An 18,431-nucleotide genomic window follows, 5' to 3' on the forward strand; every position below is an offset into this window, starting at 1 on the left:
GGGTTGTCTCTGACCACCTCGCGCAGCGCCGCGTACTCTGCCGGCGCAATTACGGGTGGTCGGCCTGTCCTTGCCATCGCATTGCTCCTGTGCAATCAATGCAGCAGGATTGTATTTTGTTTTTTCTACACCCTCTTGGCGACGCAAAAGAAAGTTACTGCGCCGCCGGGCGCACATCCCGGCCTCCGCCCTCAACGCAAGCATGCGGCTTAAAAGTCAGGACAAGGAGGCGAGGGATGAAGCCAGGGGCGCGAACTCAAAACTCCCAGTTGTCAATCAACCGCGTAGCCCCCAACCGCGCCGCCCCCAACACCACCAACGTCCCCAAAGCATCCCCAGCCGTGGCCGGCTGCAAATCCCCCCGCCTCCGCACCGTCAGATAGTCCGGCTGCCACCCCCGCGCCCGCAACCCATCCATCGCCTGCTGCTCCCACTCCACCCCAGGCTGCTGTCCCCAGCGCAAAGCCAACTGGCGCAAGGCCTGCGACAAGGCCACCGCCTCCTGCCGCTCCTGCAGGCCCAGGTAGCCATTGCGCGAACTCAGGGCCAGGCCGTCGGGCGCGCGGGTCGTTTCGCCGGCCACCACGGTGATGGGCAGCGCGAACTGGCGCACCATCTGGCGGATCACCATGAGCTGCTGGTAGTCCTTCTTGCCGAACACCGCCGTGCCGCCGCTCTGGCCCAGCACGCACGCGAACAGCTTCATCACCACCGTGGCCACTCCCGTGAAGAAACCGGGGCGGAACTGGCCTTCCAGCAGGTCGGCCAGGGCCGGGTCGGGGTGCACCTTGAAGGTCTGGGGCTCGGGGTACAGGTCGGCCTCGCGCGGGGCGAACAGCACGTCGCAGCCAGCGGCCTGCAGGCGGCTGCAGTCGGCCTCCCAGGTGCGCGGGTAGCTGTCGAAGTCTTCGTACGGCAGAAACTGCAGGCGGTTCACGAAGATGCTGGCCACCGTGACGTCGCCCAGGGGTTGGGCCTGCTCCACCAGCGCGATGTGGCCGTCGTGCAGGTTGCCCATGGTGGGCACGAAGGCCGGGCGGCGGTAGGGGGCCAGAGCCTGGCGCAGATCGTCGATGGAATGTGCAATGAGCATGTGTTGTGCCGAAAGGCTGAAAAGCGAATAACAAAAAGTGCGGGCGAGGGCTACCAGGCATGCAGAGCGTTGTCGGGAAAGCGCCCTTCCTTGACGGCGCGCACATAGGCCTCAATGGCCCCACGAACGTTGCCGGCCTCCTGCATGAAGTTGTGGACGAACTTCGGGTTCTTGCCCAGGTTCATGCCCAGCATGTCGTGCAAGACCAGCACCTGGCCGGCCGTGCCGTTGCCTGCACCAATGCCGATGGTGTGGCAGTGCGGCAGCTCGGCTGTCAGGTCGGCCGCCAGCGCCGCAGGCACCATCTCCAGCACCAGCATGGCGGCGCCGGCATCCTGCAGTTCATGCGCCTCTTTGCGCAGCGTGCGCGCCGCATCGTCGCTGCGGCCCTGCACGCGGTAGCCGCCCAGGGCGTGCACGGTCTGCGGCGTCAGGCCCAGGTGGGCGCAGACCGGCACGCCGCGCTGCACCAGGAACTCCACCGTGGGCGCGGTCCAGCCGCCGCCTTCGAGCTTGACCATGTGGGCCCCTGCCTGCATCAGCACGCAGGCGCTGCGCAGCGCCTGTTCGCGGCTCTCGGCATAGGTGCCATAGGGCAGGTCGGCCACCAGCCAGGCCGTGCCCTGCACGCGGTGCAGGCCGCGCGCCACGCTGGCCGTGTGGTAGGCCATGGTGTCCAGGGTGACGCCCACGGTGCTGGGCAGGCCCTGGCAGACCATGCCGAGTGAGTCGCCGACAAGGATGCATTCCACGCCCGCGGCGTCGGCCACGGCCGCAAAGGTCGCGTCGTAGGCCGTGAGCATGCAGATCTTCTCGCCCGCATCGCGCATCTGTGCGAGGCGCGGCAGGCTCAGGGGACGGCGTTGCGGCAGCGGCGAGGCCGGCGGCAGCGTGCCGTAGGGCGTGGCGGCGGAAGGCGTTGGATCGGTCATGGGCTCCCCTGGGCAAAATGGCGCGAGTGTAGGGGCTAAGCGGCCGGGACAGCGGTGTCCCAAAACCCGGTGCAAGAAGCCGCTATGCTCGCGCCCCATGATCCATCCCAGCGACGATGAAAAAAGTGCCGACGTGGCAGCCCTGGCCCGTGCCGACGTGGCCCGCGCCCTGGCCGAAGACGTGGGCAGCGGCGATCTGACCGCAGGCCTGATCGACCCTGCGCGCCGCGCCCGTGCGCGCATCCTGGCGCGCGAGGCCGCGGTGATCTGCGGCACGCCTTGGGTGGAGGCGGCCCTGCGCGCGCTCGACCCCGGCGTGCAGCTCACCTGGCATGTGGCCGAGGGCCAGCGCTGCAGCGCCGACCAGGTGGTGCTGGAGATCGAGGGCAGCGCCCGCGCGCTGCTCAGCGCCGAGCGCACGGCGCTCAATTTCCTGCAACTGCTCTCGGCCGTGGCCACCAAGACTGCGACCTATGCGGACGTGGTGGCGGGCACGCGCGCGCGCATCGTGGACACGCGCAAAACCCTGCCCGGCCTGCGCCTTGCGCAGAAGTACGCCGTGCGCGTGGGCGGCGGCACCAACCACCGCATCGGCCTGCACGATGCCGAGCTGATCGAGGACAACCACATCGCCGCCGCCGGTGGCGTCACCGCGGTGCTGCACGCCGCACAGCAGCAGGTGGGCGCGCGCGCCGCCTTCATCGAGATCGAGGTGGAGACGCTGGCCCAACTGACCGAGGCGCTCGACGCCGGTGCCACCATGGTGCTGCTCGACAACATGCCCCTGGACATGCTGCAAGAAGCCGTGCGCCTCAATGCCGGCCGCGCCATCCTCGAAATCTCGGGCGGCGTCACGCTCGATGGCCTGCGTGCACTGGCCGAAACCGGTGTGGACCGCATCTCCATCGGCACGCTCACCAAGGACGTGAAGGCCACCGATTTCTCGATGCGCCTGCAGGAGCTGTCATGACCGAGGCCATAGCGCTCAGCCGCATCGAGGTCGAGTACGACCAGCCGTTGGATGTGCTGGAGAATGGCGGCGCTGTCTGCTCCACCAAGCACGCCTGGGCCCGCGTGCCGCCCGAGCCCTCGCAGGCCGAGCGCACTGCGCTCAAGGACCGTATCCGCCGCCTGCTCAAGGAAAAGAACGCGGTCATGGTCTCGCACTACTACGTGCACCCCGACCTGCAGGACCTGGCCGAGGAGACCGGCGGCCTGGTCAGCGATTCGCTGGAAATGGCGCGCTTCGGCCGCGACCATGCGGCGCAGACCCTGGTGGTCTCGGGCGTGCGCTTCATGGGCGAGACGGCCAAGATCCTCTCGCCCGATAAGACCGTGCTCATGCCCGACCTCGACGCCACCTGCTCGCTCGACCTGGGCTGCCCGGTGGATGAATTCAGCGCCTTCTGCGATGCGCACCCCGACCGCACGGTGGTGGTGTACGCCAACACCAGCGCGGCGGTGAAGGCCCGGGCCGACTGGCTGGTCACGTCGAGCTGCGCGCTCGAGATCGTTGGTGCCCTCAAGGACGCGGGCCACAAGATCCTGTGGGCGCCCGACCGCCACCTGGGGGCCTACATCCAGCGCGAGACCGGGGCCGACATGCTGTTCTGGAACGGCGCCTGCATCGTGCACGACGAGTTCAAGGCCTTCGAGCTCGAAGCGCTCAAAAAGGAGCACCCCGGCGCCAAGGTGCTGGTGCACCCCGAAAGCCCGGCCGATGTGGTGGCGCTGGCCGATGCGGTCGGCTCGACCTCGGCCATCCTCAAGGCCGCGCGCGAGATGGAGGCGCGCGAGTTCATCGTCGCCACCGACAACGGCATGATGCACAAGCTGCGCACGCTCAACCCCGGCAAGACCTTCTACGAAGCCCCCACCGCCGGCAACAGCGCCACCTGCAAGAGCTGCGCGCACTGCCCCTGGATGGCGATGAACGGCCTGGCCGACGTGGCGCGGGTGCTGGAGACCGGTGCCAATGCGGTGCATGTGGACCCGGCGCTGATCCCGCGCGCGCGCCAGCCCATCGACCGCATGCTGGCCTTCACGGCGGCGCTCAAGGGCGGGCAGCCCGTCCAGGGGCTGGTGCCGAACATCGGGGCGGCATAAGCAGATCGCTTTCTCCTGCATGCCCTCCCGCATCGATTTCACCCGCCCCCAGGAACCCGGCGCACAACGCCTGCGCCATGCCTTCGGCCCGCCGCGCGCGGTGCTGGTGGCGCATGCGCTGCACGAGGTGCGTGGCGTGCTCGATGCCGCGCATGCGGCAGCGCAGGGCGGCGCCTGGTGCATCGGCTATGTGCGCTACGAGGCGGCTGCCGCCTTCGATGCGGCCCTGCAGACCCACGCCGCCGAGGGGCCGCTGGCCTGGTTCTCGGTACACGAACAAGCTTTGCCGTGGCCTGATGCCCTGGGGGCCGATGCGCCTGCCGAGGTGGTATGGGCACCCGGTTTGCCGCGTGCTGAATTCGATGTGGCCCTGGACCGCATCCAGCAGGCCATCCGCGATGGCGAGGTCTACCAGGTCAACTACACCGCGCCCTTGCTGGGCCGCGCGCAGGGCAGCGCGCAGGCGCTGTTCGAGGCACTGCACCGCACCCAGCCCGAGGGCTACTGCGCACACATCGACGCCGGTGACGAGCAGGTGCTCTCGGTCTCGCCCGAGCTGTTCTTCGACTGGACCAGCGATGCCACGGGCGGCGACATCCTGGCCCGCCCGATGAAGGGCACGGCATCGCGCGGCGCCACGCCCGAGGCCGACGCCGCGCAGGCCGCGCACCTGCGCACGGCGCCCAAGGAGCGGGCCGAGAACGTGATGGTCGTGGACCTGCTGCGCAACGACCTCTCGCGCATCGCGCAGCCGCACAGCGTGCGCGTGCCCCGGCTGTTCCACACCGAGGCCCTGCCCACGGTGTGGCAGATGACGTCCGACGTGCAGGCGCGCACGCGCCCGGGCACCACACTCACCGACGTGTTCGCAGCGTTGTTTCCCTGCGGTTCGGTCACGGGTGCGCCCAAGGTGCGCGCCATGCAGCTGATCCGCGAACTCGAACCCGCGCCGCGCGGCGTGTACTGCGGTGCGGTGGGGGTGGTGCGTCCGCATGGGCCGGCAGGGCAGGGCGGTGTGGCTGCGACCTTCAACGTGCCCATCCGCACCGTGGTGCTGCAGGCGCGCGATGGCGCGGTGCAGGCCACCTGCGGCATCGGCAGCGGCATCACCTCGGGCGCCGAGGCCGAGGCCGAATGGCACGAATGGCGCCACAAGCGCGCCTTCGTCGAGCGCGCCAGCGCCGCCTTCGATCTGCTCGAAACCCTGGCGTTGGACCATGGGCGGCTGCGCCATGTGGACGACCATCTGAACCGCATGGCGGCGGCGGCAACGCACTTCGGCTACCCGTGGGACCTTGCCTGCGTGCAGGCCTGCCTGCAGGCCTTGGCCGCCCGGCATGCCAGCGGCGCCTGGCGCGTGCGCCTGCTGCTGGACAGCCGTGGTGCGCCGCGCGCCGAGGCCTTCGCGCTGCAGCCCACGCCCACCCCCGTGCGCCTGCGCCTGGCCGACCGCGCCTTCGACGAGGCCGACAGCGAGTTCGTGCGCCACAAGACCACGCGCCGCGCACACTATGCGGCGTTTGCACCCACTACCCCCGGCGTGTTCGATACGGTGCTGTGGAACCGTGCGGGCGAGATCACCGAGGGCACCTTCGGCAACATCGCCCTGCACCTGGATGGCCGCTGGGTCACGCCGCCGCTGGCCTCTGGCCTGCTGCCCGGCGTGGGGCGTGCCGTGGCCCTGCGCGAGGGGCGCATGGCCGAGGCCGTGGTGCGGATCGAAGACCTGCCACGCGTGGACGGCTGGGCCTTCATCAACAGCCTGCGCGGCTGGCTGGCCGCGCAACTGGTGCCCTGAGCCGCCGGGCTGCACCGTGCACGCGCTCGGGCGCAGCCCGTGCGTATACACCATGGCGCGAACGCATTGCTATGCATGCTTATTTTCCGCTGAGCGTGCAAGGGTTTACCCCAGTACTGTCACACAGGCTTTTTCTAATGGACGCAGCTCCCCACCACGGGGTGCCGACCGGCGGAATGCGTGCCGTGCCGCACACCATGCCCCGGTGATCTGCACATTTCGAAAAGAGAAATCCATGAAACTCAAAACCCTTGCCCTCGCGGCACTGACCCTTGCTGCTGCCGCTGGCGCCCAGGCGCAGTCCAGCGTCACCCTGTTCGGCGTGGTCGATGCCTCGCTGGTGCGCATGTCCAGCGACACCAACAGCGTCACCGGCCTTTCCAGCGGCGGCCAGTCCAGCAGCCGCCTGGGCTTTCGCGGCGTGGAAGACCTCGGTGGCGGCCTGAAGGCCGGCTTCTGGCTCGAAGGTGGCCTGGCCACGGACAACGGCACCGCCGCCGGTTTCCGCTTCGACCGCCGCTCCACCGTGAGCATCTCGGGTGGCTTCGGTGAAGTCCGCCTGGGCCGCGACAAGTCGCCCGCCTACCTGAACATCGAGACCTTCGATCCCTTCGGCGATTCCGGCGTGGGCGGCAACAACGGTGCCAACATGGTGGGCAGCGCCACCTCGGCCGCCGGCACGCCCGAAGGCAGCGCCCCCAAGCGCACCAGCAACGGCGTGAACTACCTGCTGCCCGAGCTGGGCGGCTTCTACGGCCAGCTGCAGTACGCCCTGGGCGAGCAGCTGTCCAACCAGGTCAACGACCGCATGGGCAATTCCCTGGCCCTGCGCGCCGGCTATGCCAACGGCCCCCTGAACGTGGCCCTGGCCTATGGCGAGACGCGCGGCGGTGCTGCCACCGCCAGCTCGGTGGACTACAAGGCCAGCAACGTCGGCGTGGCCTACAGCTTCGGCGTGGTCAAGCCCATGTTCCTGTTCGCCACCGAGCGTGGCAACGGCCGCCGCGTGGACATGTATACCTTGGGCGCCACGGTGCCGCTGGGCGTGGGTGAATTGCGCGCCTCGTATGTCAACTTCAAGCGCAAGGACGTGAACAACGCCGACTCGCAGAAGTTCGCCATCGGCTACGGCCACAACCTGTCCAAGCGCACGCAGCTGTACGCCACCGTCGCACGCATCAGCAACGACGGCGCGGCCACGCGCGGCCTGGCGGTGTCTTCGTCCTCGCTGGGCAGCCCTACGATTGGTGCCGGCAACGACGTGACCGGCTACGAGTTCGGCGTGCGCCACACGTTCTGACGGGAGCGGACAGGGGCGGGGACACCTGTTGCAGCGGGTGGCCCGGCCCCTGGGGCCGGCTGTGCGCCTTCCACCTGGTGGGGATGCGAGGGGGGCGCAGCACGGAACGTTTCTCCCGTACAGGAAAGACAAAGCCGCTCAGGGCAATGCCCTGGGCGGCTTTCTTGTTGGGTGCGTCCGGCAGGGTGCCGGGTCAGAGCTTTTCCTTGGCGTACGAACCGCGGTCCATGTCCACGATCTCCACGCTCAGCTGTACCAGCACACCTTGGGGCCTCGGGGTGAGCTGGCGCAGCACGCCAGCGATCAGTTCCGACATCTCCTTCTTGGCCTCGGGCGTGCGGCCCGAGAGCACACGCAACTGGGCATGCACGAAAGCGCGCTGCGCCGGCGCCGTGCCGATCTCGAAACTGTCGGCCACCACGAAGCGCGTCTTGAGGTCCAGTTCGTCCTGCACCTGGGGGTGGGCACACAGCGCTGCATTGAGCGCGGTCAGCGCCTCGGCCTCGGGGTAGTGCGGCAGGTTGCCGGAGTATTCGACGATGAGATGGGGCATGGCGGTTCCACAGAAATCGGTGCGGCCTGTGCATTGCTGCCGGCGCGGTGATCGAAGGCGCCGCGGGGTGCGCGGCGCAGGGACTGTGGAGTGTATCGGCTCACCGTGGCAACTGCGGGTGGCTGGCGGGTGCTGCGAAGCCCTTTCGAGCCCAAAGGCCATGCTTGACATGGGTCAGGGGGCTTTGACGAAAACAGTGCGCAAACACTTGCCTCTGCACACAATCATGCCGGCCTGGTGCGGTCTCCAGGCTGGCTGCGCATGCCTCTTTGCGTTGTTTTCCCCGCGTTCCGCCCGGCAGCCCGTTTCCCCTGAACCACGCGGAAGGTGTGCGCACACTTGTCTCGGGCGGCGGCGGTATCTACCAACTACCCTCGTCTTCAATACAACCATGACATACCAGAAATTGATTCGACGCGTGACCTTTGCCTGCCTTGCGCTGTGTGCCACCCTGGCGAATGCCCAGGGACCGCATGCGCACTGGGAGTACAAGGGCAAGTATGGCGCAGCCCATTGGGGCGCGCTCGAACAGGGCTTCGAGGCCTGTGCCCGCGGCACCGCCCAGAGCCCTGTCGACATCCGCAAGACGGTCAAGGAGGCCTTGCCGGCGCTTGATTTCCAGTACGCATCCGGGGCACCCACCCTGGTCAACAACGGCCACACGGTGCAGGTCAATGTGCCGGCCGGCAGCAAGCTGGTGGTGGGCGGCAAAACCCTGGAGCTGCTGCAGTTCCACTTCCATACGCCCAGCGAGGAGGCCGTGGGCGGCAAGCGCGCCGCGATGGTCGCCCACTTCGTGCACAAGGGCGAGGACGGCGGCCTGGGCGTGGTGGCCGTGCTGATCCAGCCTGGCAACAAGAAGAACCAAGCCTGGGAACCCATCTTCGCGCACCTGCCGCGCGTGGGCGAGCAGGTCACGGTCGATGGCCTGGCGCTGCATCCCGCGGCCCTGCTGCCGGAAAAGCACGGTTACTACAGCTTCGAGGGTTCGCTGACCACGCCGCCGTGCTCGGAAGGCGTGCAGTGGATGGTGCTCAAGGAGCCCGTCAAGCTCAGCGCGCAGCAGATCAAGTCGTTCCGCAAGGTCTACAGCGCCAATGCGCGGCCCCTGCAGCCCCTGCACGGGCGCGTGATCAAGGAAAGCACCTGAAGCGAAGCACCCCCTGAGTCGCTTTGCGCCTTCACCCCTCTCTCGTCTCGCTGCGCGAGTCGGGAGGGGGACGCCCCCAGTGCGGCGGGGCGGCCCTTGCACGGGGGCGCTGGCTTGGACCGCGCCAGTTTCGTGCGTTGCGGGGGGCTCGCAGCGCCTTGCACCTGATGCGACAGGACACACCGAGCAGCCCGGGGCTGCTCGGGCTCAATTCTGTCCCGTTGCGCACCCTGCCGCGTGCCGTTGCAGCGCCTGCAGCAGCTGGTCGACATCCTCTGCGGTGTGCGCGGACGACAGCGCAATGCGCAGCCGCGCCGTGCCGGCCGGCACCGTCGGCGGGCGGATCGCGGGCACCCACAGGCCCTTTGCGCGCAGGCTTTCCATCACCGCCAGTGCGGCTTCGTTGCTGCCGATCACCAGCGCCTGCACGGCGGTGTCCGAGGGCAGCAGGTGCCAGCCCACTGCGGCCGGCAGGGCGGCCAGCCCGCTGCGCAGCTGCGCGATGCGCGCGCCGAGCTGCTGGCGCCGGTCATCGGCCGCCGCGATCAGCTCCAGGCTCTTGCTCAGGGCGCTGGCCAGCAGCGGCGGGGCGGCCGTGGCGAAGATGTAGGTGCGGGTCTTCTGCAGCAGCCATTCGATCAGCGCGGCATCGCCCGCCACGAAGGCCCCGGCCACGCCGGCGGCCTTGCCCAGCGTCGCCATGTAAAGCACCCGGCGCGATGCGGCGGCCCCGGTGAGGCCGGCCTGCGCCAGGCTGCCGCGCCCCTGGGGCCCCAGCACGCCAAAGCCATGGGCGTCGTCGAGCAGCAGCAGGGCATCGAAGCGCTCGCACAGCGCCAGCAGGGCGGGGATGTCTATGAGGTCGCCATCCATGCTGAACACGGCATCGCTGACCACCAGCTTGCGCCGCGCAGGGCTGGCCGCCAGAGCCGCCTCCAGCGCCGCCAGATCGGCATGCGGGTAGCGGTGGATGGTGGCGCGCGACAAGCGCGCACCGTCAATCAGGCAGGCGTGGTTGAGCGCGTCGGAGAACAGCGCATCGCCGTCACCCATCAGCGCCGGGATGATGCCGGCGTTGGTGGCGTAGCCGGCATAGAAGTACAGGGCGCGCGGCAACTGCACGAAGGCGGCCAGCTCCTGCTCCAGCGCCGCGTTGGCGGCACTGTGCCCGCTGACCAGGGGCGAGCCGCCCGAACCCACGCCAAAGCGGTGCGTGGCCTCGCGCGCGGCCTCGGCCAGCGCCGGGTGGCCGGCCAGGCCCAGGTAGTCGTTGCTGCAAAAGGCCAGCATGGGCTGCCCGTCCACCAGCAGCCGGGCGCCGCCTGCGGGCTGCACCACGCGGCGGCGGCGCAGCAGATGGGCGCGCTCGATGTCGGCCAGGCGGGCCGGAATCTCGTCGAGCCAGGAGGCGGGCGATGCGCTCATCGCCAGTGCTCCGGCAGGTCGAAGGCCAGCGTGCGCGCGTCGGGCGCGGCCTGGTGCAGCACCTCGGCCAGCAGCGGGGCCTGCAGCCGCGCGCGCAGGTAGGCGATGTTCTCGTCCGCGGCCAGCATCGCGGGGTCCACGCGGTTGGCCACCCAGCCGGCCAGCGTGAGGCCGCGCGCGCGCACGGCCTCGGCCGTCAGCAGCGCATGGTTCAGGCAGCCCAGGCGCAGGCCCACCACCAGCACCACGGGCAGGGCCAGGGCCTGGGCCAGGTCGGCGCCGGTCGCGGTGTCCGACAGCGGCACGTGAAAGCCCCCGGCGCCTTCGACCACCACGGCATCGGCCTCGGCTGCCAAGGCCTGGTAGCTGCGCACGATGGCCGCGGTGTCGATCTGCACGCCAGCGCGGGCCGCCGCGATGTGCGGCGACAGCGGGTCGGGCAGCAGCACCGGGTTGTCCAGCGCCGCCGGCACGGCCACGGTGGATGCGTCGCGCAGCGCGATGGCGTCTTCGCTGGCCCAGTCACCGGCCCAGGGCACCACGCCCGCGGCCACCGGCTTCATGCCGACCACGCGGCGGTGGTGCCGTGCCAGCGCGTGCAGCAGGCCGGCGGACACCAGCGTCTTGCCCACGCCGGTGTCGGTACCGGTCACAAAACAGGCGATGGCCATCAGCAAGTCTCCTCGTTCAGGGTGGCGTCGAGCGCGTCGAGCGCGCCGCCGGCCAGGCAGCCGATGGCCTCGGCATCGAGCACATAGGGCGGCATGGCATACAGCGTGTTGCCGATGGGGCGCAGCACCAGGCCGCCGGCCATGGCGTGCTGGTGGTAGCGGCGCGAAAAGTCGGGCAGAGTGGTTGCGATGTCCCAGGCCCAGACCATGCCCAGGCGGCGCGCGTGGCGCACGCGCGGGTGCCGGGCCAGGGGTGCGCAGGCCGTGTCGATGCGCTGCGCCAGGGCCCGGTTGGCGTTCAGCGCATCCAACTGGTCGAACAGCTCCAGCGTGGCCAGGGCCGCGCGGCAGGCCAGCGGGTTGCCGGTGTACGAGTGCGAGTGCAGAAAGCCGCGCGCCACCTCGTCGGCATAGAAGGCCTGGTAGACGGTGTCCGTGGTGAGCACCGCCGACAGCGGCAGGGTGCCGCCCGTGAGGCCCTTGGACAGGCAGATGAAGTCGGGCCGGATGCCCGCCTGCTGGTGCGCGAACAGGCTGCCCGTGCGGCCGAAGCCCGTGGCGATCTCGTCCACCACCAGATGCACCTCGTAGCGGTCGCACAGCGCGCGCGCCAGGAGCAGGTATTCGGGGTCGTGCAGGGCCATGCCGGCCGCGCACTGCACCAGGGGTTCCACGATCAGGGCCGCAGTGTCGGCATGGTGCTCGGCCAGCCAGGCTTCGAGCGCGGCGGCGCTGCGCCGGGCCACGTCCGCGGGCGTCTCTCCGGGCGCAGCCTGGCGCGCATCGGGGCTGGGCACCGTGGCGGCCAGGCGCACCAGCGGGGCATAGGCCTCGCGGAACAGTGCGATGTCGGTCACGGCCAGTGCCCCCACGGTCTCGCCATGGTAGCCGCCGGCCAGGCCCACGAAGCGGCTCTTGCCCGGGCGGCCGGTGTTGCGCCAGTAGTGGGCGCTCATCTTGAGTGCGATCTCGGTGGCGGCTGCGCCGTCGCTGCCGTAGAAGGCATGGCCCAGGCCCGTGAGTGCAGAGAGGCGCTCCGACAGCTCGACCACCGGCGCATGCGTGAAGCCGGCCAGCATCACGTGGTCCAGCCGCTCCATCTGGTCGGCCAGGGCGGCCTTGATGTGCGGGTGGCTGTGGCCGAACAGGTTGACCCACCAGGAGCTGATGCCATCGAGGTAGCGCCGGCCGTCGGTGCCGTAGAGCCAGGGGCCTTGTGCGCGCGCAATGGCCACGGGCGGCTGGGCCTCGTGCCGCTTCATCTGCGTGCAGGGGTGCCAGACATGGGCCAGGCTGCGGGCGACCAGATTGTCGCCGGCCGTCTTGGGTGCAATCGTGGCCATCACTGCGGCACAAAATCCAGCGCGCAGCTGTCGCCCAGGGCCTCGCGCCATACGCGCACGCGGCTCACGCGTGGGCGCAGTTCGGCAGGCAGGGCCTGGGCGATGAACAGGCACAGGTTTTCGAGCGTGGGGATGCCCAGCCCGGGCACTTCGTCGAGCATGTGGTGGTCGAGCTGCTCGCGCACCACGTCCAGCCCCCGGCGCAGCAGGCCCAGGTCCAGCACCATGCCGGTGGCTGGGTCGCGCGGGCCGCTGAGCGAGACCTCGGCGTGGTAGGTATGGCCGTGGATGCGGCGGCTGCCCTCGGCCTCGATATCGCGGCGCAAGGTGTGGGCTGCATCGAAGAAGAAGCGCTGGGAGATGGTGAACTGCATGGGAAAAACGACCGGAAAGGTCCGTGGTGCCTACCGGATGCCGGTGAGCTTGTGGGTCTGCAGGCTCAGCCGCCACGCCGGGTGGGCCAGGCAGGCGTCGATGCAGGCGGCGGTGTTCTCGCGCTGCAAGGGGCCATCCATAGGCTGCAGGAAGCGGTGGGCGAACGCCGTGCCGTGCTCCAGTGCCTGCAGGTCGAAGCCTGGCTGGGGCCAGACCAGCTTGAGCTCCTGCCCGCTGCGCTGCACGAAGGGCGCGCCCGCCTTGGGGCTGATGCACAGCCAGTCAATGCCCTCGGGCGCCTGCACGGTGCCGTTGCTTTCCACCGCAATGCGGAACTGCTGCGCGTGCAAGGCGCCGATGAGCGCGGCATCCACCTGCAGCAGGGGCTCGCCGCCGGTGAGCACCACCAGGCGGTGGCCCGCGCCCGCCGGCCATTGCGCGGCGATCGTGGTGGCCAGCGCGCCGGCATCGGCGAACTTGCCGCCCAGGGTGCCGTCGGGGCCCACGAAGTCGGTATCGCAGAAACGGCAGATGGCGCTGGCGCGGTCGGCCTCGCGGCCACTCCAGAGGTTGCAGCCCGCAAAGCGGCAGAACACGGCGGGCATGCCCGCCTGCCCGCCCTCGCCCTGCAGGGTGTAGAAGATTTCCTTGACGCTGTAGGTCATGCGTTCACACCTTGTCAGGCCACTGGTGGCACGAGGATGGTGGGCGCGGCGGGGGCGGCCAGCTCGGGGTAGTCGCGGCTGTAGTGCAGGCCCCGGCTCTCACGGCGCATCTGCGCGCTGCGCACGATGAGCTCGGCCACCTGCACCAGGTTGCGCAGCTCCAGCAGGTCGCGCGTGACGTGGAAGTGCGAGTAGAACTCGTGGATCTCGCCCTGCAGCAGCGCGATGCGGTGGGCCGCGCGTTCGAGCCGCTTGTTGGTGCGCACGATGCCCACATAGTCCCACATGAAGCGGCGCAGCTCGTCCCAGTTGTGCGAGATGACCACGCACTCGTCGGCGTCGGTCACGCGGCTGTCGTCCCATTGCGGGAGCGCGGGCAGCTCCGCCGCCGGGGCCGCTGCGATGGCCTGGGCGGCCGCGCGCGCGAAGACCATGCATTCGAGCAGCGAGTTGCTGGCCAGGCGGTTGGCGCCGTGCAGGCCGGTGCAGGCCGTCTCGCCGATGGCGAACAGGCCGGGCAGGTCGGTGCGGCCTGCCAGGTCGGTGAGCACGCCGCCGCAGGTGTAGTGCGCGGCCGGCACCACGGGGATGGGCTCCTTCGTGATGTCGATCCCGAGCTCGGCGCAGCGTGCCAGGATGTTGGGGAAGTGCTCCTGCAAAAACGCAGGGCTCTGGTGCGAGATGTCCAGGTGCACGCAATCGAGGCCACGCTTTTTCATCTCGTAGTCGATGGCGCGGGCTACCACGTCACGCGGCGCGAGTTCGGCGCGCTCGTCGTGCTGCGGCATGAAGCGCGTGCCGCCGGCGGCAGCCGGCAGCTTGAGCAGGCCGCCTTCGCCGCGCACGGCCTCGGTGATCAGGAAGGATTTGGCGTGCGGGTGGTACAGGCAGGTCGGGTGGAACTGGATGAACTCCAGGTTGGCCACGCGGCAGCCCGCGCGCCAGGCGGCCGCGATGCCATCGCCCGTGGCGGTGTCGGGGTTGGTGGTGTACAGGTAGACCTTGCCGGCGCCGCCCGTGGCCAGGATGGTCTGCGGCGCGCGGAAGGTGAGGACCTCGTCGGTGGCCTCGTCCAGCGCGTACAGGCCCAGGCAGCGGTCGGCCCCCTTGGCGCCTAGCTTGCGCGCGGTGACCAGGTCCACCAGCGTGTGCTGCTCGAACAGGGCGATGCCCGGCGTGGCGCGCACCACGTCGATCAAGGTGCGCTGCACGGCCGCGCCCGTGGCGTCGGTGGCGTGCACGATGCGCCGCGCGCTGTGGCCGCCTTCGCGCGTGAGGTGCAGGGCGCCGTCCTCCAGCGAAAACGGCACGCCCAGCTGCTGCAGCCAGGCGATGGCTTCGGGCGCGTTCTCCACCACGAAGCGGGTGGCCGCCAGGTCGCACAGGCCGGCCCCTGCGACCAGGGTGTCGTCCACATGGGCGCCAAAGCTGTCGCCCTCGGCCAGCACGGCGGCAATGCCGCCCTGGGCCCAGGCGCTGGCGCCGTCGTGCAGCTGGCGCTTGGTGACCACGGCCACGCGGTGCGTGGGCGCCAGGTGCAGTGCCGCAGAGAGGCCGGCGAGTCCGCTGCCTACGATGAGAACGTCGAAGTCGAGAGATGCCATGGCGTGCGTTGAGAGGGAGTCGAACAGGGCCATGGCCGCCTGCCATGGCCAGAAATCAGGCGGCGGTCTTCGTCAGGCGGGCGTATAGGCCAGGCGCACGTAGATGGGCGCAAACGCCTCGGCCTGGGTGATCTCGATCAAGGTTTCCTTGGCCAGCTCCAGCAGGGCGATGAAGGTCACCACCAGCACGGTGCTGCCGCGCTCGGGCTCGAAGAGTTCCTCGAACTCCACGAAACGGCGGCCCTGCAGGGTCTTGAGCACCATGCTCATGTACTCGCGCACCGACAGCTCCTCGCGCGTGATCTTGTGGTGCTGCACCAGCTTGGCACGCTTCATGATGTCGCGCCAGGCCTCCTGCAGCTCCACCACGTGCACATCGGGAAAGCGCGGCTGCAGGCTCTGCTCGATGTAGACCTGCGCCCTGAGGAAGTCGCGCCCATACTGCGGCAGTTGTGACAGGCGAGCGCCGGCCATCTTCATCTGTTCGTATTCGAGCAGGCGGCGCACCAGCTCGGCCCGTGGGTCCTCGGCCTCCTCGCTGCCCTCCTGCTTCTTGGGCGGCAGCAGCATGCGCGACTTGATCTCGATCAGCATCGCGGCCATCAGCAGGTATTCGGCCGCCAGTTCCAGGTTGCGGCTGCGGATCTCGTCCACATACGCCAGGTACTGCTTGGTGACCCCGACCATGGGGATGTCGAGGATGTTGAAGTTCTGCTTTCTGATCAGGTAGAGCAGCAGATCCAGCGGCCCTTCGAAGGCTTCGAGGAAGACTTCGAGCGCATCGGGCGGGATGTACAGGTCGTTGGGCAGGGCGAACAGGGGCTCGCCGTACAGGCGCGCCAGGGCCACCTGGTCCACCACGTTGGGCATGCCCTGGTCCTGCGCCTGGGCCACAGGCGCTTCGGCTTCGCTGGCGCTGCTCATCGGCTGCTACGCAAAAGATAGCGTCAGGCGCATTGCCTGCAATGCGATCAGTCGGCGTTGGTCTGGTAGACGTAGGGCTTTTGCTCGACCTGGCCTTCGCGGTAGTCTCCCCAGATCTTGCGGTCCACCTGCTTGTCCCACAGCAGGGCGCGGCCGGCCTGTTGCTGGGCGTCGAGTTCGGGCCGGCTCGCCTTGAGCTGGTTGATGAACTGCGTGGTGTCGGATTGGTAGTCGGGGCGGCGGAAAATGGACATGGACTGGTAACCTCTTTTCCCTGATTTTACCGGGATGGCCCCATGACTCCATTTTTTCGCGTTCTTTCCGCCCTGGTCCTGGGGCTGGCGCTGCTGGCCACCACGGGGTGCGACCCCCAGCGCATCAGCGAACTGCAGCCCGGCGTGTCCACCGAAACCGATGTGCGCGAGCGCTTCGGCGAGCCCGAAAACGTCTGGAACACCGACGCCGGCGTGCGCACTTTCGAGTACAACCGCCAGCCGGCCGGCCAGGTCAACTACATGATCGACCTGGGCGCGGACGGCAAGCTGATCGCTGTGCGCCAAGTGCTCACGCCCGAGAATTTTGCCAAGGTGCAGCCCGGCATGCCCCTGGACACCGTGCGCCGCATGCTGGGCAAGGCGGCCAAGGTGGCGCCGTACCCGCTCAAGAACGAGACCCATGTGCAGTGGCGCTTTGCCAATGCACGCAACGAGCCGCAGGTGTTCACCGTGGTCCAGGGGCCGGGCGCCATGGTGCTGCGCACCGAGACAGGGCCTGATCTGGATGCGCCGGAGTTCAAGGGCGGTAAGTAGCCGCGGTTAGACGTTGACGCCGGTGCTGCCCTGGGCTGCCAGCCGGTCGGCAAAGCCCGAGCGTTCCATCAGCGAGCGGGGTTGCTCGTGCAGGTGCACGATGTGCAGTATTCCACCGCGCTGCTGCACCGCCTTGAGCACCTGGGCCAGGGCGTCGAGGCCGGTGGTGTCCAGGGCCACGAGCTCGCTGGCGTCCAGCACCACGTCCATGCCGGCCGGGCCGGCCTCGACCGCCTGGATGATCGGGTCGATCTTGGCGGCCGCGCCGAAGAACAGCGCGCCGTGCAGGCGCCATGTCTGGGCGGGGCGGCCGTGCGCATCCGCTGCCGTTGGCTGCAGCTCGGCCTTGAAGAGCCGGCTCATGCGGCGCACGAACAGCGCACAGGCCAAAAGCAGGCCCACTTCCACCGCCACCGTGAGGTCGAACACCACCGTGAGGAAGAAGGTGCCCAGCATCAGCAGCCGGTAGTGGTTGCTGAACTGGCGCAGGCGCGCGAACTCGTGCCACTCGCCCATGTTCCAGGCCACGAACAGCAAAATGCCCGCGAGCACGGCCAGCGGAATGTGCAGCGCCAGCGGGGCCGCGGCCAGCACGATCACGGCCAGCGTGGCGGCATGCACGATGCCGGCCACCGGCGAGGTGGCGCCCGAGCGGATGTTGGTGACCGTGCGCGCAATCGTGCCCGTGGCCGGCATGCCGCCGAAGAAGGGCACGACCAGGTTGGCCACGCCCTGGGCCATGAGCTCCTGGTTGGGGTCGTGCTTGCGGTGGTGGGCGTCGGTGGCCAACTGGTCGGCCACGCGGGCGCACAGCAGCGACTCGATGGCGCCCAGCAGGGCGATGGTGAGCGTGGGCGTGACCAAGAGGCGCACCGTCTCCCACGAGAAATCGGGCAGCTCGAACGTGGGCAGCCCCTGCGGAATGCCGCCGAAGCGCGAGCCGATGGTCTCCACCGGGAAATCCAGCACAAAGGCCAGCAGGCTCAGCGTGACCAGGGCCACCACGGGCCCGGGCACGCGTGCGAAGCTGCGCACGCTGTAGCCTTCCATGAGGCGCACCACCGGCGAGCCTTGCATGAACAGGCGTGGCCACACGAACAGCCCCGCCAGGCAGGCCGTGCCCAGGCCGAAGGCATAGGGGTTGAAGCTGCCGATGTGTTGCGCCAGCGTGCCCACCTGCGAGAAGAAGTCGCCCGGCATGCGGGCGATGGACAGGCCCAGCCAGTCCTTGAGCTGCGACAGCGCGATCAGCACGGCGATGCCGTTGGTGAAGCCGATCACGATGCCCACTGGCACGAAGCGCACCAGCGTGCCCAGCCGGAACAGGCCCAGCAGCACCAGCAGCGCGCCCGCGCAGGCGGTGGAAATGAGCAGGTTGGCCACGCCGTAGCGCTCGACGATGCCGTAGACGATGACGATGAAGGCCCCCGCCGGCCCGCCGATCTGCACATTGGTGCCGCCCAGCGCCGAGATCAGGAAGCCCGCGATGATGGCCGTCCACAGACCTGCCCCGGGCGGCAGGCCGCTGGCGATGGCAAAGGCCATGGCCAGGGGCAGCGCGACGATGCCCACGGTGATGCCCGCGCCCACGTCGGCAAGGCAACGGCTGCGGCTGTAGCCGTTCAGGGCATCGATCAACCGGGGGTGGAAGGCGAAGGACAGCTGCATGGCGGTGGGAGCCAG

Annotated in this window: 19 protein-coding genes; 7 read left to right on the top strand and 12 right to left on the bottom strand. The window is 69.3% G+C overall.

Annotated features, from left to right (window positions below; genetic code table 11):
* A partial coding sequence (locus ACK59X_RS12875) for a hypothetical protein (RefSeq protein WP_409957717.1) occupies positions 1 to 213 on the top strand: 213 nt, incomplete at its 5' end.
* A gap of 43 nt (positions 214 to 256) precedes the next feature.
* On the opposite strand, the gene panC is transcribed toward ACK59X_RS12875, so the two are convergent.
* Together panC and panB are read right to left on the bottom strand one after the other, a co-directional pair.
* Positions 257 to 1,093, bottom strand: coding sequence for a pantoate--beta-alanine ligase (gene panC, locus ACK59X_RS12880; RefSeq protein WP_409957718.1), 837 nt, complete (start codon positions 1,091 to 1,093; stop codon positions 257 to 259).
* Between the two features lie 50 nt (positions 1,094 to 1,143).
* Positions 1,144 to 2,025, bottom strand: a complete 882-nt coding sequence (gene panB / locus ACK59X_RS12885) for a 3-methyl-2-oxobutanoate hydroxymethyltransferase (protein WP_409957719.1) — start codon at positions 2,023 to 2,025, stop codon at positions 1,144 to 1,146.
* Between the two features lie 97 nt (positions 2,026 to 2,122).
* Between panB and nadC the strand changes: the two genes are divergently transcribed.
* From nadC to ACK59X_RS12905, 4 genes are all read left to right on the top strand, one after another.
* A complete protein-coding gene (nadC, locus tag ACK59X_RS12890; protein ID WP_409957720.1) occupies positions 2,123 to 2,995 on the top strand; it encodes a carboxylating nicotinate-nucleotide diphosphorylase in 873 nt (290 codons plus the stop codon).
* Positions 2,992 to 4,131, top strand: coding sequence for a quinolinate synthase NadA (nadA, locus tag ACK59X_RS12895; RefSeq protein ID WP_409957721.1), 1,140 nt, complete (start codon positions 2,992 to 2,994; stop codon positions 4,129 to 4,131). Before nadC ends, nadA begins: the two co-directional genes overlap by 4 nt.
* A gap of 19 nt (positions 4,132 to 4,150) precedes the next feature.
* Positions 4,151 to 5,929, top strand: a complete 1,779-nt coding sequence (locus tag ACK59X_RS12900) for a chorismate-binding protein (protein WP_409957722.1) — start codon at positions 4,151 to 4,153, stop codon at positions 5,927 to 5,929.
* A 235-nt stretch (positions 5,930 to 6,164) separates the two neighbouring features.
* Positions 6,165 to 7,229, top strand: coding sequence for a porin (locus ACK59X_RS12905; protein ID WP_409957723.1), 1,065 nt, complete (start codon positions 6,165 to 6,167; stop codon positions 7,227 to 7,229).
* Positions 7,230 to 7,422: 193 nt separating this feature from the next.
* Here the strand turns inward: ACK59X_RS12905 and ACK59X_RS12910 are convergent, their stop codons facing one another.
* Complete coding sequence (locus ACK59X_RS12910; protein WP_409957724.1) at positions 7,423 to 7,782, bottom strand: 5-carboxymethyl-2-hydroxymuconate Delta-isomerase; 360 nt, start codon at positions 7,780 to 7,782, stop codon at positions 7,423 to 7,425.
* Between the two features lie 391 nt (positions 7,783 to 8,173).
* Between ACK59X_RS12910 and ACK59X_RS12915 the strand changes: the two genes are divergently transcribed.
* On the top strand, positions 8,174 to 8,932 hold the full coding sequence (locus tag ACK59X_RS12915) for a carbonic anhydrase (protein WP_409957725.1): 759 nt from the start codon (positions 8,174 to 8,176) through the stop codon (positions 8,930 to 8,932).
* A gap of 207 nt (positions 8,933 to 9,139) precedes the next feature.
* On the opposite strand, the gene bioF is transcribed toward ACK59X_RS12915, so the two are convergent.
* The 8 genes from bioF to ACK59X_RS12955 form a co-directional block, all read right to left on the bottom strand.
* Positions 9,140 to 10,357: an 8-amino-7-oxononanoate synthase gene (gene bioF, locus ACK59X_RS12920; RefSeq protein WP_409957726.1), complete on the bottom strand. Its 1,218-nt coding sequence runs from the start codon at positions 10,355 to 10,357 to the stop codon at positions 9,140 to 9,142.
* A complete protein-coding gene (gene bioD, locus ACK59X_RS12925) occupies positions 10,354 to 11,028 on the bottom strand; it encodes a dethiobiotin synthase (RefSeq protein ID WP_409957727.1) in 675 nt (224 codons plus the stop codon). Before bioD ends, bioF begins: the two co-directional genes overlap by 4 nt.
* Positions 11,028 to 12,371 (bottom strand): adenosylmethionine--8-amino-7-oxononanoate transaminase, encoded by a 1,344-nt coding sequence (gene bioA, locus ACK59X_RS12930; protein ID WP_409957728.1) that lies wholly within the window; start codon positions 12,369 to 12,371, stop codon positions 11,028 to 11,030. Before bioA ends, bioD begins: the two co-directional genes overlap by 1 nt.
* Positions 12,371 to 12,745: a 6-carboxytetrahydropterin synthase gene (locus ACK59X_RS12935; protein WP_409957729.1), complete on the bottom strand. Its 375-nt coding sequence runs from the start codon at positions 12,743 to 12,745 to the stop codon at positions 12,371 to 12,373. The genes bioA and ACK59X_RS12935 overlap by 1 nt, the downstream gene beginning before the upstream one ends.
* 30 nt (positions 12,746 to 12,775) lie before the next feature.
* Positions 12,776 to 13,411, bottom strand: a complete 636-nt coding sequence (gene queE / locus ACK59X_RS12940; protein WP_409957730.1) for a 7-carboxy-7-deazaguanine synthase — start codon at positions 13,409 to 13,411, stop codon at positions 12,776 to 12,778.
* Between the two features lie 14 nt (positions 13,412 to 13,425).
* On the bottom strand, positions 13,426 to 15,015 hold the full coding sequence (nadB, locus tag ACK59X_RS12945) for an L-aspartate oxidase (RefSeq protein ID WP_409957731.1): 1,590 nt from the start codon (positions 15,013 to 15,015) through the stop codon (positions 13,426 to 13,428).
* 72 nt (positions 15,016 to 15,087) lie between these two features.
* Entirely contained in the window at positions 15,088 to 15,939 is an 852-nt protein-coding gene (locus ACK59X_RS12950) for a segregation and condensation protein A (RefSeq protein ID WP_409957732.1), read from the bottom strand.
* Positions 15,940 to 15,986: 47 nt separating this feature from the next.
* Positions 15,987 to 16,193 carry a DUF3460 family protein gene (locus tag ACK59X_RS12955; protein WP_409957733.1) on the bottom strand — a complete coding sequence of 69 codons (207 nt, stop codon included), beginning with the start codon at positions 16,191 to 16,193 and terminating at the stop codon, positions 15,987 to 15,989.
* Between the two features lie 42 nt (positions 16,194 to 16,235).
* Between ACK59X_RS12955 and ACK59X_RS12960 the strand changes: the two genes are divergently transcribed.
* Complete coding sequence (locus ACK59X_RS12960; RefSeq protein ID WP_409957734.1) at positions 16,236 to 16,748, top strand: outer membrane protein assembly factor BamE; 513 nt, start codon at positions 16,236 to 16,238, stop codon at positions 16,746 to 16,748.
* A 6-nt stretch (positions 16,749 to 16,754) separates the two neighbouring features.
* Here ACK59X_RS12960 and ACK59X_RS12965 read toward each other — a convergent pair whose 3' ends face one another.
* Positions 16,755 to 18,416 (bottom strand): SulP family inorganic anion transporter, encoded by a 1,662-nt coding sequence (locus ACK59X_RS12965; protein ID WP_409957735.1) that lies wholly within the window; start codon positions 18,414 to 18,416, stop codon positions 16,755 to 16,757.
* Between the last annotated feature and the right edge of the window lie 15 nt (positions 18,417 to 18,431).

Origin of the sequence: Acidovorax sp. (assembly GCF_046339755.1) — a bacterium.
In the GTDB taxonomy this organism is placed as follows: domain Bacteria; phylum Pseudomonadota; class Gammaproteobacteria; order Burkholderiales; family Burkholderiaceae_C; genus Acidovorax.

What these genes read in the sequence shown, in the direction of transcription:
- bioA (WP_409957728.1), bottom strand. Translation starts at nt 12,371, where the DNA reads ATGGCCACGATTGCACCCAAGACGGCCGGCGACAATCTGGTCGCCCGC.
- bioF (WP_409957726.1), bottom strand. Translation starts at nt 10,357, where the DNA reads ATGAGCGCATCGCCCGCCTCCTGGCTCGACGAGATTCCGGCCCGCCTG.
- panB (WP_409957719.1), bottom strand. Translation starts at nt 2,025, where the DNA reads ATGACCGATCCAACGCCTTCCGCCGCCACGCCCTACGGCACGCTGCCG.
- ACK59X_RS12935 (WP_409957729.1), bottom strand. Translation starts at nt 12,745, where the DNA reads ATGCAGTTCACCATCTCCCAGCGCTTCTTCTTCGATGCAGCCCACACC.
- nadC (WP_409957720.1), top strand. Translation starts at nt 2,123, where the DNA reads ATGATCCATCCCAGCGACGATGAAAAAAGTGCCGACGTGGCAGCCCTG.
- ACK59X_RS12965 (WP_409957735.1), bottom strand. Translation starts at nt 18,416, where the DNA reads ATGCAGCTGTCCTTCGCCTTCCACCCCCGGTTGATCGATGCCCTGAAC.
- ACK59X_RS12955 (WP_409957733.1), bottom strand. Translation starts at nt 16,193, where the DNA reads ATGTCCATTTTCCGCCGCCCCGACTACCAATCCGACACCACGCAGTTC.
- panC (WP_409957718.1), bottom strand. Translation starts at nt 1,093, where the DNA reads ATGCTCATTGCACATTCCATCGACGATCTGCGCCAGGCTCTGGCCCCC.
- ACK59X_RS12950 (WP_409957732.1), bottom strand. Translation starts at nt 15,939, where the DNA reads ATGAGCAGCGCCAGCGAAGCCGAAGCGCCTGTGGCCCAGGCGCAGGAC.
- bioD (WP_409957727.1), bottom strand. Translation starts at nt 11,028, where the DNA reads ATGGCCATCGCCTGTTTTGTGACCGGTACCGACACCGGCGTGGGCAAG.
- ACK59X_RS12900 (WP_409957722.1), top strand. Translation starts at nt 4,151, where the DNA reads ATGCCCTCCCGCATCGATTTCACCCGCCCCCAGGAACCCGGCGCACAA.
- ACK59X_RS12960 (WP_409957734.1), top strand. Translation starts at nt 16,236, where the DNA reads ATGACTCCATTTTTTCGCGTTCTTTCCGCCCTGGTCCTGGGGCTGGCG.
- queE (WP_409957730.1), bottom strand. Translation starts at nt 13,411, where the DNA reads ATGACCTACAGCGTCAAGGAAATCTTCTACACCCTGCAGGGCGAGGGC.
- nadA (WP_409957721.1), top strand. Translation starts at nt 2,992, where the DNA reads ATGACCGAGGCCATAGCGCTCAGCCGCATCGAGGTCGAGTACGACCAG.
- ACK59X_RS12910 (WP_409957724.1), bottom strand. Translation starts at nt 7,782, where the DNA reads ATGCCCCATCTCATCGTCGAATACTCCGGCAACCTGCCGCACTACCCC.
- ACK59X_RS12915 (WP_409957725.1), top strand. Translation starts at nt 8,174, where the DNA reads ATGACATACCAGAAATTGATTCGACGCGTGACCTTTGCCTGCCTTGCG.
- nadB (WP_409957731.1), bottom strand. Translation starts at nt 15,015, where the DNA reads ATGGCATCTCTCGACTTCGACGTTCTCATCGTAGGCAGCGGACTCGCC.
- ACK59X_RS12905 (WP_409957723.1), top strand. Translation starts at nt 6,165, where the DNA reads ATGAAACTCAAAACCCTTGCCCTCGCGGCACTGACCCTTGCTGCTGCC.